Below are 10,835 nucleotides of genomic sequence, written 5' to 3'. Positions count from 1 at the left end.
CCGAGATCGTCGGGAACCGTGACCCCCAGGGCTTTCCGTCGCGGGCCAGCGAGCTGGGTCCGGTCGAGCCGCGGCACCCGCCCAGCACGTTGGTGGCCACCGCGCACCACCGATCGGTGTCGATCGGGGCGCCCGGCCCGGCCACGCCGTCCCACCAGCCCGGGGTGGGGTGCCCCGGCCCGGCCGGACCGGTGATGTGCGAATCCCCGGTCAGGGCGTGCAGCACCACCACCACGTTGTCGCGGGTCGGCGACAGTTCCCCCCAGCGCTGCACCGCGATACACACGTCGTCGATCACCGCGCCGTTTTCCAGGCGCAGTGGGCCGATGTCGACCACGCCGATCTCGCCCTCGGTGGGCAGGGTCTGCGTCGGCGCGTCGGAGATCGTCACGTCAGGCTCCTCACACCGCCGCCGCGGCCTGCGGGTCCAGGGCGGCAGCCGCGGCGAAACCGCGCTGCAGGTCGGCCAGGATGTCGTCGATGCCCTCGATGCCGACGGCCAGCCGCACCAGGCCGGGGGTGACCCCGGCGGCCAGCCGCTCGTCGGGGCTGAGCTGGGCGTGGGTGGTTGACGCCGGGTGGATCACCAGCGAGCGGACGTCGCCGATGTTGGCGACATGGCTGTGCAGCGTCAGCGCGTTGACGAACGCCTTGCCGGCCTCCACCCCGCCGGCCAGCTCGAACGCCAGCACCGCGCCGGTTCCCTTGGGCGCCAGCTTGGTTGCCCGCTCGTACCACGGTGAGCTGGGCAGCCCGGCGTAGTTGACCGACAGGACGTCGTCGCGGCCGACCAGGAACTCGGCGACCCGCTGCGCGTTGGACACATGCCGCTCAACGCGCAGGCTCAGCGTTTCTAATCCCTGGGCGACCAAAAATGCGTTGAACGGGGAGGCCGCCGACCCGTAGTCGCGCAGCAGCTGCACCCGGGCTTTGACGGCGAACGCCGGGGGCCCCAGCTCGGCGTACACCACGCCGTTGTAGCTGGGGTCGGGGGTGGTGAAGCCGGGGTGGCGGCCCTGCGTCCAGTCGAAGGTGCCGCCGTCGACGAGCACGCCGGCGATCGCCGAGCCGTGACCGCCCAGGTACTTGGTGGCGGAGTGGATCACGATGTCGGCGCCCTGGCTGATCGGCTGGATCAGGTACGGGGTGGCCACGGTGTTGTCCACGATCAGCGGGATCCCGTGGTCGTGGGCGACGCCGGACACCCCGGGGGTGTCGAGGATGTCGATCTTCGGGTTGGAGATGGTCTCGGCGAAAAACGCCTTGGTGTTGTCCCGGACGGCTTTCCGCCAGGAGTCCAGGTTGTCGGGGTCGTCGACGAACGTGAACTCGATGCCGATTTTTTCCAGCGAGTGGCGGAACAGGTTGTAGGTGCCGCCGTAGAGTCGCGGGCTGGCCACGATGTGGTCGCCGGCGCCGGCCAGGTTCAGGATGGCGAAGGTGCTGGCCGCCTGCCCGGCCGACAGGAACAGCGCGGCCACCCCGCCCTCCAGCGCGGCGATGCGCTGCTCGACGACATCGGTGGTCGGGTTCATGATCCGGGTGTAGATGTTGCCCGGCACCTCCAGGCCGAACAGCGCGGCGGCGTGGTCGGTGTCGTCGAAGGTGAACGAGGTGGTCTGGTAGATCGGCAGGGCGCGGGCATTGGTGGCCGGGTCAGGGCGTTGTCCGGCGTGGACCTGCTTGGTCTCGAACGACCAATGCGCGGTCGGGTCGGTTTCGGAGCTCCCGGTGTCAGCGCTCATATGACGTGCTTTCTGCTCTCAGGACGATCGGGTATCGGATGCCGGCGCACCCGCGGCAGCCCGGCGTCGGGAGGGACGTCGACGGGCAAGCCACGGGATCAGCGGCTAAGGCACATGCTGGCCAGCCCGCAATGGGCACGCATCAGGTTCCCCTGTCTACTCGGGGGGCCCGTCATGGCGGACCCGCGCTTGCCGCGTAGCCGGTGGCGGCTACTCAACCTGGTCATCACCCGGGGCACCCCACCGCGGTTGGAGGGTTGCCGGCCAGCAAGCCGGGGCTTGACGCTGGCGCTCATGACCGCTTTGCAGCTTATCGCACGACGCGAACGCGTCGCCACCTGTGGGGCGCGGGGTGTCGAGTCTGCGTCCACGGCATCGAGCCTGCGTCCAGGGCATCGAGCCTGCGTCCACGGCGCCGAGTCTGCGTCCACGGCATCGAGTCTGCGTTCAGGGTGTCGAGCCTGCGTCCAGGGCATCGAGCCTGCGCTCAGGGCGTCGAGCCTGCGTCTACGGCGCCGACCCTGCGCTCAGGCCCACTGTCGGCGCGAAAACACGGCCTCACCGCAGTCTCGGTGCCGCCACCGCAGTCTCGGTGCCGTCACCGCAGTCTCGGTGCCGTCACCGCAGTCTCGGTGCCCTAACTGCAGTCTCGGTGCCCTCACCGCAGTCTCGGTGCCGCCACCGCAGTCTCGGTGCCCTCACCGCAGACTCGAATCGGCCACACCCGTCGTTGGCGCTCAGCGGGCCCCACCCGTCATGGGACCTAGCCCCGACGCCGAACGGCCATTCCGGTCACGACCGGACGGGTAGCCTCCCGCCGCGGCGCAGCGTGGGGGAGGATCCAGAGGACTTTGCGATTCCTTGGTACGCGATACTGGTCGCCGTACACCACGCGGAGCCCTAAAGACCCAACGCCGGGAGAAATGCCATGTGCGCCGAGCAGCCGACCATCATCTACACGCTGACCGACGAGGCGCCGATGCTGGCGACCTACGCCTTTCTGCCGGTCGTGCGGGCGTTTGCCGAGCCGGCCGGCATCAAAATCGAGGCCAGCGACATCTCGGTGGCGGCGCGCATCCTGGCCGAGTTCCCCGATTACCTGACCGACGAGCAGCAGGTCCCGGACAACCTCGGCGAGCTGGGCCGGCTGACTCAGCGTGCCGACACGAACATCATCAAGCTGCCCAACATCAGCGCCTCGGTGCCGCAGCTGGTCGCCGCGATCAAGGAGCTGCAGGGCAAAGGCTTCAAGGTTCCGGACTATCCGGAGAACCCGAAGACCGATGAGGAAAAAGAGCTGAAGAAGCGCTACGCCAACGTCTTGGGCAGCGCGGTGAACCCGGTGCTGCGGCAAGGCAACTCGGACCGTCGCGCACCCAAGGCGGTCAAGGAGTACGCGCGCAAGCACCCGCACAGCATGGGCGAGTGGTCGATGGCGTCGCGCACCCACGTCGCGACCATGCGGCACGGTGACTTTTATCACGGCGAGAAGTCGATGACGTTGGACCGCGCGCGCGGCGTGAAGATGGTCCTGGTGACCAAGGGCGGCGAGACGATCGTGCTCAAGCCGCAGGTCTCGCTGCTGGCCGGCGACATCATCGACTCGATGTTCATGAGCAAAAAGGCACTGTGCGACTTCTACGAGGAGCAGATGGAGGATGCGCGCCAGACCGGGGTGATGTTCTCCCTGCACGTCAAGGCGACGATGATGAAGGTCAGCCACCCCATCGTGTTCGGTCACGCGGTCAAGGTCTTCTACAAGGACGCCTTCGCCAAGCATCAGGAGCTGTTCGACGAGCTGGGCGTCAACGTCAACAACGGGCTGGTCGACCTCTACAACAAGATCGAGTCGCTGCCGGCCTCGCAGCACGAGGAGATCATCCGCGACCTGCACGCCTGCCACGAGCACCGGCCCGAGCTGGCGATGGTCGACTCGGCCAAGGGCATCTCGAACTTCCACTCGCCGTCCGACGTGATCGTGGACGCCTCGATGCCGGCGATGATCCGCGCCGGCGGCAAGATGTACGGCGCCGACGGGCGGCAAAAGGACACCAAGGCGGTCAACCCGGAGTCCACCTTCGCCCGGATCTACCAGGAGATCATCAACTTCTGCAAGACCAACGGCCAGTTCGATCCGGTGACCATGGGCACCGTCCCCAACGTCGGCCTGATGGCGCAGCAGGCCGAGGAGTACGGCAGCCACGACAAGACCTTCGAGATCCCCGAGGACGGGGTCGCCAACATCGTCGACCTCACCACCGGTGAGGTGCTGCTGAGCCAGGAGGTGGAAGCCGGCGACATCTGGCGGATGCCGATCGTGCGCGACGCCCCGATCCGGGACTGGGTCAAGCTGGCGGTCACCCGGGCGCGCAACTCCGGTATGCCGGTGGTGTTTTGGCTCGACGACGAGCGCCCGCACGAGAACGAGCTGCGCAAAAAGGTCGAGACCTACCTCAAGGACCACGACACCGCGGGCCTCGACATCCGCATCATGCCGCAGGTGTGGGCCATGCGGTACACGTTGGAGCGGCTGATCCGCGGCAAGGACACCATCGCCGCGACCGGCAACATCCTGCGCGACTACCTCACCGACCTGTTCCCGATCCTGGAGCTGGGCACCAGCGCCAAGATGCTGTCGATCGTGCCGCTGATGGCCGGTGGCGGCATGTACGAAACCGGGGCCGGCGGTTCGGCGCCCAAGCACGTCCACCAGCTGGTGGAGGAGAACCATCTGCGCTGGGATTCGCTGGGTGAATTCCTGGCGCTGGCCGCCAGCCTGGAAGACATCGGCATCAAGACCGGCAACGCGCGCGCCAAAATCCTGGGCACCACCCTGGACGCGGCGATCGGCAAGCTGCTGGACAACAACAAGAGCCCGTCGCGCAAGACCGGTGAACTCGACAACCGGGGCAGCCAGTTCTACCTCGCCATGTACTGGGCGCAGGAACTCGCCGCGCAAAGCGACGACGAGGACTTGCAGCAGCACTTTGCCGCGCTGGCCGAGACGTTGACGAAGAACGAAGACGCCATCGTGGCCGAGCTCAACAAGGCCCAGGGCGAGGCGGTGGACATCGGCGGCTACTACGCGCCGGATGCCGAGCTGACCACGGCGGTGATGCGACCGAGCACGACGTTCAACGCCGCGCTGGACGCCGCGGCAGGCTGAGCCGGCCGCCGACCTGCGCAAACGGGCCCCGCTTGTAGGGTTGGGGCATGAGCGGGACGAAGCTGTCCAACAAGATCAAAGTCGACGGCACGGTCGTTGAGCTCGATGGCGACGAGATGACCCGGGTCATCTGGCGGCTCATCAAAGACATGCTCATCTTCCCCTACCTCGACATCAACCTGGACTACTACGACCTGGGCATCGAGAACCGCGACGCCACCGACGACCAGGTGACGATCGACTCGGCGTACGCTATCAAGAAATACGGCGTGGGGGTCAAGTGCGCGACCATCACCCCCGACGAGGCCCGGGTCAAGGAATTCAACCTCAAGCACATGTGGCTGTCGCCGAATGGCACCATCCGAAACATTTTGGGCGGCACCATTTTCCGCGAGCCCATCGTGATCTCCAATGTGCCGCGGCTGGTTCCGGGCTGGACCAAACCGATCGTCATCGGCCGGCACGCGTTCGGCGACCAGTATCGGGCCACGAACTTCAAGGTCGATAAACCCGGCACCGTGACGCTGACCTTCACGCCCGAGGACGGCAGCGAGCCGATCGTGCACGAGATGGTGACCATGCCCGCCGACGGCGGCGTGGTGATGGGAATGTACAACTTCAAGAAATCCATCCAGGACTTCGCCCGCGCCTCGTTCGCCTATGGGCTGCAACAGAACTACCCGGTGTACCTGTCGACCAAGAACACCATCCTCAAGGCCTACGACGGCATGTTCAAAGACGAGTTCGAGCGCATCTACGACGAGGAGTTCAAGGACAGGTTCGAAGAAGCCGGGCTGTTCTACGAGCACCGGCTGATCGACGACATGGTGGCCGCCTGCCTGAAGTGGGAGGGCGGCTACGTGTGGGCGTGCAAGAACTACGACGGCGACGTGCAGTCCGACACCGTCGCGCAGGGCTACGGCTCGCTGGGCTTGATGACCTCGGTGCTGATGACCGCCGACGGCAAGACGGTGGAGGCCGAAGCCGCGCACGGCACCGTCACCCGCCACTTCCGGCAGTACCAGGCCGGCAAACCCACTTCGACGAACCCGATCGCCTCCATCTTCGCCTGGACCCGCGGACTGCAGCACCGCGGTGACCTGGACAACACCCCCGAGGTGACCCGGTTCGCCCAGAAGCTGGAGCAGGTCGTCGTCGCCACCGTCGAGGGCGGTCAGATGACCAAGGACCTGGCGTTGCTCATCGGCGAGGATCAGGCCTGGCAGACCAGCGAGGAGTTCCTCGGCTCGATCGCCGACAACCTCAAGAAGGCCCTCGCCTAGCTTCGGCGCCCGCCGAACGTGCGCTCACGGCGGAGATTCGCCCGAAATGTCGCCGTGGCCGCACGTTCGGCGCGGGGCTAGCTGGCCGGCGGGGCTTCGGCGCCCGGAACGTATCGGTCGAGGAACTCGGTGATGGTTTCGGTGACCCGACCGGGCGCCTCGAACATCGGGATATGACCCAGTCCGTCGAGGGTGGTGATCTGGCTGCCGGCGGGCAGCTGGGCCTGGAAGTAGCGGTGCGACCGCGGGCCGGGAAACACCCGGTCCTTTTCGCAGATCACCAGGTGCGCGGGCACCGCCGTCTGGGCCAGCTCCACCAGCCCCGGCAGCAGCAGCGTCTTGATCAGCAGCTGAAAGTACGCCGGGCAGTGCGTCACGTCGTCGATGATCGCCACCAGCTCGGGTTCGCTGACCCCGTCCGGTGGCCCACTGATGGGCAGGGTGGCCAGCCGCCGACTCCACGGCAGCCGCAACACCCGCGGCCCCAGCAGTGTGGCCAGCGCCCACACCGGCAGGCCCGCAACGAACTTGGCGATCACCTCGAACTTGGTGGGGCTCCACCGGGTCCAGCCGCCGGCCGGGGCGATCCCGGTGACGGTGCGCGCCCGGCCGCGCCGTTCCAGTTCGAACGCCACCCAGCCGCCCAGCGAGTTGCCGACCAGGTGGGCGGTGTCCCAGCCCAGTTCGTCGAGTTGCCGCTCGACGTGGTCGGCCAGCACGTGGGAGCTGAGAAACCAGGTGCCGGCGTCCGGCCCGCCGTTGTGGCCCGCCATGGTGGGGGCGAACACCTCATAGCGGCCGGTGTCGGCGAGTTGGCGGGCCACCGTGTCCCACACCAGCTGGGAAATCAGGAACGGGTGCAGCAGCAGGACCGGTTCTCCGGTACCCAGATGGATCGGCGCGCGCGTGGTCGGGGGCATGCGCCCGACATTATGGCGATACCGCCGGTACCGCAATAGTTGACGCGGCGGTCACCCGGGCCACTTCCGCACCTCGTTTTCGCCGAGATCGACGTTTCCGGGGCGCCGTCTCGCGTTTTGTCTCCAAAACGTCGATCTCGGCGCAACAGGCGGGTGGAGGGGCGGCCCCGCTACCGCCGGCGGTAGGGCGCCAGGTAGGCCGGCAGCGCGGTGCCGGGGTCCAGGTCGTCGGCCGGCTCGGCGGGCGCGGCGGACACTGCCAGCGGCACCACGCCGGCCCAGTGCGGCAGCGCAAGATCCTCGGGATCGTCGACCGGGCCCCCGCTGCGCACCTTGGCGGACACCTCGACCAGATCCAGCGCCAGCACCGCGGTCGCGGCGAGTTCGCGGTCGTTGGGCGGCCTGGTCTCGGCGGACCGGCCGGGTGCGACGTGGTCGACCAGTGCCGCCAGCGCCCCGAGCTTTTCGGCCCGGTCGGTGACCAGCCGGGCCGCACCGAGCACCACCACCGAGCGATAGTTCATCGAATGGTGCATCGCCGAGCGGGCCAGCACCAGCCCGTCGACCAGGGTGATCGTGACGCACACCGGCAGGCCCTCCGGCGCGGCGGCCGCCGCCAACACCGGGCCGCCGCCGGTGGAACCGTGCAGGTAGAGCGTCTCGCCGCGGCGGGCGTGGGTGGTGGGCAGCACCACCGGGCGCTCGCCGTGCAGGTAGCCCAGGTGGCAGATCACCGCCTCGTCGATGATGCCGTGCACGGTGTCCCGGTCGTAGCGCGCCCGTTCCCGGTACCGGGTGGGGGTGGTCCGCGGCGTCGGCGAGTACGTCATGACAGTTGCCTATACTTTCGTACTAGTACAGAATTATCTTCGTGCCAGTACAGTACAGGATCAGCGGTGCCAGCGCCGAGGCGATTGCCGCCGACATCGAAGAGGGCATCTCGGCGGGGGCGCTGGCACCCGGCGCCGCGCTGCCGCCGATCCGGGAGCTGGCCGGCCAGCTGGGCGTCAACCCCAACACCGTGGCCGCCGCCTACCGGCTGCTGCGCCACCGCGGGGCCGTGGAGACCGCGGGCCGGCGCGGCACCCGGGTGCGTGACCGCCCGGCGACCACCCCGCGGTCGCTGCGCGGGCTGGCCATCCCGGCCGGGGTGCGGGACCTGTCGACCGGTACCCCGCACCCGGGGCTGCTGCCGATCGCGACCGCCCGGCCGGCGCTGCCCGCCACGCCGGTGCTGTACGGCCAGCCGCCGATCGCACCGGAGCTGGCCGACTACGCCCGCGCCAGCCTGGGCGCCGACGGGGTGCCGGCCGAGCACCTGGCGGTGACTTCGGGTGCCCTGGACGGGATCGAGCGGGTGCTCGCCGCCCACTTGCGTCCCGGCGACCGGGTGGCCGTCGAGGACCCGGGCTGGGCCAACCTGTTGGATTTGCTGGGCGCACTGGGACTTTCACCGGAGCCGGTCGGGGTCGACGACGACGGGCCGCTGCCCGCCGACCTGACCCGGGCGCTGGGTCGCGGCGCCCGGGCGGTGGTGATCACCAGCCGCGCGCAAAACCCCACCGGCGCAGCCGTTTCCGCGGGGCGGGCGGACGCGCTGCGCGCGGTGTTGGCCGCGTCGGACCGCGAGGTGCTGGTCGTCGAGGACGATCACTGCGCCGGCATCGCCGGGGCGCCGCTGCATCCACTGGCCGGGGCGACGCGGCACTGGGCGTTCGTGCGGTCGGTGGCCAAGGCGTTGGGGCCGGATCTGCGGCTGGCGCTCGTGGCTGGTGACCAGCGCACCATCGAGCGGGTGCACGGCCGGTTGCGGCTCGGCCCGGGCTGGGTCAGCCAGCTGCTCCAGCAGCTGGCCGTCGCGCTGTGGCGCGACGCCGCCGCGCGGCGCATGGTGGCCGACGCTGAGGCCGCCTACCGCCGCAACCGCGCGCGGCTGTGCACGGCGCTGACCGACCGCGGCCTGGCGGCGCACGGCCGATCCGGACTCAACGTGTGGATCCCGGTGCCCGACGAAACCACCGCGCTGACACGGCTGTTGGCGGCGGGCTGGGCGGCCGCCCCGGGCAGCCGGTTCCGGATTGGCGGCGGGCCGGGCATCCGGATCACCATCGCCGAACTCGACCCCGCCGACATCGACGCCCTGGCCGACGCCGTCGCTGACGCCGCGCACGGCACCGGTCGCGCCAGCGTGTGACCGACCCGGTCCCGGCCGATTGGGCGCGGGGACGTATTAGCGCCGTGCAATAATCTCGCGGGTAAGGCGATGACGTTGCAGGAAGCCGGTGCAAATCCGGCGCGGTCCCGCCACTGTCATCGGGGAGCGACCCTCATCAGCCACGGCGTGAGCTGGAAGGCGAGGCGAGCGGTGATCCGAGAGCCAGGATACTGGCGTCATCGCGTCCTGCGACCCGGGGCGGTGTACCCCGAGAGAGCTGACGATCACCCGTGTCACGTGAATCGTGGATGGCCGCCGCACTGTCGGATTCGATCTGGGACGGCTTCCGGTGACCGCACCGATATGGCTGGCCTCGCCGCCGGAGGTGTGGTCGGCGTTGTTGTCCAGCGGCCCCGGCCCGGCGCCGTTGTTGGCAGCGGCGGGGGCGTGGACCTCGCTGAGCACCGAATACGCCGAGACCGCCGACGAGTTGACCGCCCTGCTGGGCTCGGTGCAAGCCGGGGCCTGGGAGGGCCCGACGGCCGAAAGCTATCTGGCCGCGCACGCGCCGTATCTGGCGTGGCTGCTGCAGCAAAGCGCCGAGAGCGCGGCGCGGGCCGCCCAGCATGAGACGGTGGCCTCGGCCTACACCGCCGCGGTGGCGGGGATGCCGACGTTGGCGGAGCTGGGCGCCAACCACGCCACCCACGCGACGTTGGTGGGCACGAACTTCTTTGGCATCAACACGATTCCGATCGCGTTGAACGAGGCCGACTACGTGCGGATGTGGATTCAGGCGGCCACCGTGATGAGCGGCTACGACGGGGTGGCCACCACGACGCTGTCGGCCGCACCGGATAGCACCGCGGCGCCCACGATCATGAAAGCCGACACCACCGAGTCGTCGTCCTCGCAGCCGCCCACGTGGTTTGAAGACCTGCAGAAGTATTTGGAAGGCCTGTTCCCGCAGCCGTCGTATCCCGACACCGGCGACTTCCCGCTGTACCAGGAGCTTTTGGACTTCTTCGACAAGATCGGTTTCACCGACATCACCGACCCGTTCCAGGGCTTCTTCAACTGGCTCAACGGTGCCGGGGCGTCGTGGCTGCCGCCCCCGGGTGTGCCCGGGTCGTGGCTGGGTTGGACCGGCAATCCGCTGAGCTATCTGAACCCCGCGAACATCGCCTACATCCTGTCGGTGCCGCTGGACCCGGGGTCGTTCGCCGCGTTCACCAGCATGGTCATCGTCGACGACATGCTGGCGATCCTGTACACCGCGGTGTTCAATCCGCAAGCGCTGGTCCTGGTCGTGCCGTTGGCCACCGTCGAGATGATCGGGTCCACGATCGGCAACACCGTTCAGCTGCTGCATTACCTGATCCAGCAGACCGTGCTGGTGCCGGTGATCGCGGCGCTGGCGGCCAGCTCGACGCTGCTGGCCCCGCCGGCGCTGCTCGGCGGCTTCGGGTTGGCGGCGCTGGCCAAGCTGGCCCCGGCGGCGGTCGCGCCGGTGCTGCCGCCGGCCGCGCCGCCGCCGGCGACGCCGGTGGTGCTCACCCTGCCCAC

Annotated in this window: 7 protein-coding genes, 1 pseudogene and 2 riboswitches; of the genes and pseudogenes, 4 read left to right on the top strand and 4 right to left on the bottom strand. The window is 69.0% G+C overall.

The annotated features are described in order from the left end of the window. Together BKN37_RS23100 and BKN37_RS23095 are read right to left on the bottom strand one after the other, a co-directional pair. Positions 1 to 391 (bottom strand): annotated as a pseudogene (locus BKN37_RS23100) (homoserine O-acetyltransferase MetX); the annotation flags it as partial. A 10-nt stretch (positions 392 to 401) separates the two neighbouring features. Further along, positions 402 to 1,745 carry a bifunctional o-acetylhomoserine/o-acetylserine sulfhydrylase gene (locus BKN37_RS23095; protein WP_071029272.1) on the bottom strand — a complete coding sequence of 448 codons (1,344 nt, stop codon included), beginning with the start codon at positions 1,743 to 1,745 and terminating at the stop codon, positions 402 to 404. 180 nt (positions 1,746 to 1,925) lie between these two features. Continuing rightward, positions 1,926 to 2,045: riboswitch (SAM riboswitch) on the bottom strand. A gap of 628 nt (positions 2,046 to 2,673) precedes the next feature. On the opposite strand from BKN37_RS23095, the gene BKN37_RS23090 reads away from it, so the two are divergent. Both BKN37_RS23090 and BKN37_RS23085 read left to right on the top strand, forming a co-directional pair. Next, the gene (locus tag BKN37_RS23090) at positions 2,674 to 4,911 is read left to right on the top strand and encodes an NADP-dependent isocitrate dehydrogenase (protein WP_071029271.1); all 2,238 of its coding nucleotides are present in this window, start codon (positions 2,674 to 2,676) and stop codon (positions 4,909 to 4,911) included. A gap of 62 nt (positions 4,912 to 4,973) precedes the next feature. Further along, a complete protein-coding gene (locus BKN37_RS23085) occupies positions 4,974 to 6,194 on the top strand; it encodes an NADP-dependent isocitrate dehydrogenase (protein ID WP_095407186.1) in 1,221 nt (406 codons plus the stop codon). Positions 6,195 to 6,271: 77 nt separating this feature from the next. Here the strand turns inward: BKN37_RS23085 and BKN37_RS23080 are convergent, their stop codons facing one another. Both BKN37_RS23080 and BKN37_RS23075 read right to left on the bottom strand, forming a co-directional pair. After that, complete coding sequence (locus BKN37_RS23080) at positions 6,272 to 7,063, bottom strand: alpha/beta fold hydrolase (protein WP_071029273.1); 792 nt, start codon at positions 7,061 to 7,063, stop codon at positions 6,272 to 6,274. Positions 7,064 to 7,284: 221 nt separating this feature from the next. Next, entirely contained in the window at positions 7,285 to 7,944 is a 660-nt protein-coding gene (locus BKN37_RS23075) for a pyridoxamine 5'-phosphate oxidase family protein (RefSeq protein WP_071029269.1), read from the bottom strand. A gap of 41 nt (positions 7,945 to 7,985) precedes the next feature. On the opposite strand from BKN37_RS23075, the gene BKN37_RS23070 reads away from it, so the two are divergent. After that, positions 7,986 to 9,308 (top strand): aminotransferase class I/II-fold pyridoxal phosphate-dependent enzyme, encoded by a 1,323-nt coding sequence (locus BKN37_RS23070; RefSeq protein ID WP_071029268.1) that lies wholly within the window; start codon positions 7,986 to 7,988, stop codon positions 9,306 to 9,308. 55 nt (positions 9,309 to 9,363) lie between these two features. Next, positions 9,364 to 9,522, top strand: a riboswitch (cobalamin riboswitch). A gap of 96 nt (positions 9,523 to 9,618) precedes the next feature. Further along, the coding region (locus tag BKN37_RS29600) for a PPE family protein (RefSeq protein ID WP_071029267.1) at positions 9,619 to 10,835 on the top strand (1,217 nt) is incomplete at its 3' end.

It is taken from the genome of Mycobacterium talmoniae (assembly GCF_001854525.1).
GTDB lineage: Bacteria > Actinomycetota > Actinomycetes > Mycobacteriales > Mycobacteriaceae > Mycobacterium > Mycobacterium talmoniae.
This window is presented reverse-complemented; position numbering and strand designations above follow the sequence as displayed.

Excerpts from the sequence above, each read along its gene's own strand:
- BKN37_RS23095 (WP_071029272.1), bottom strand. The coding sequence starts at position 1,745 with ATGAGCGCTGACACCGGGAGCTCCGAAACCGACCCGACCGCGCATTGG.
- BKN37_RS23090 (WP_071029271.1), top strand. The coding sequence starts at position 2,674 with ATGTGCGCCGAGCAGCCGACCATCATCTACACGCTGACCGACGAGGCG.
- BKN37_RS23075 (WP_071029269.1), bottom strand. The coding sequence starts at position 7,944 with ATGACGTACTCGCCGACGCCGCGGACCACCCCCACCCGGTACCGGGAA.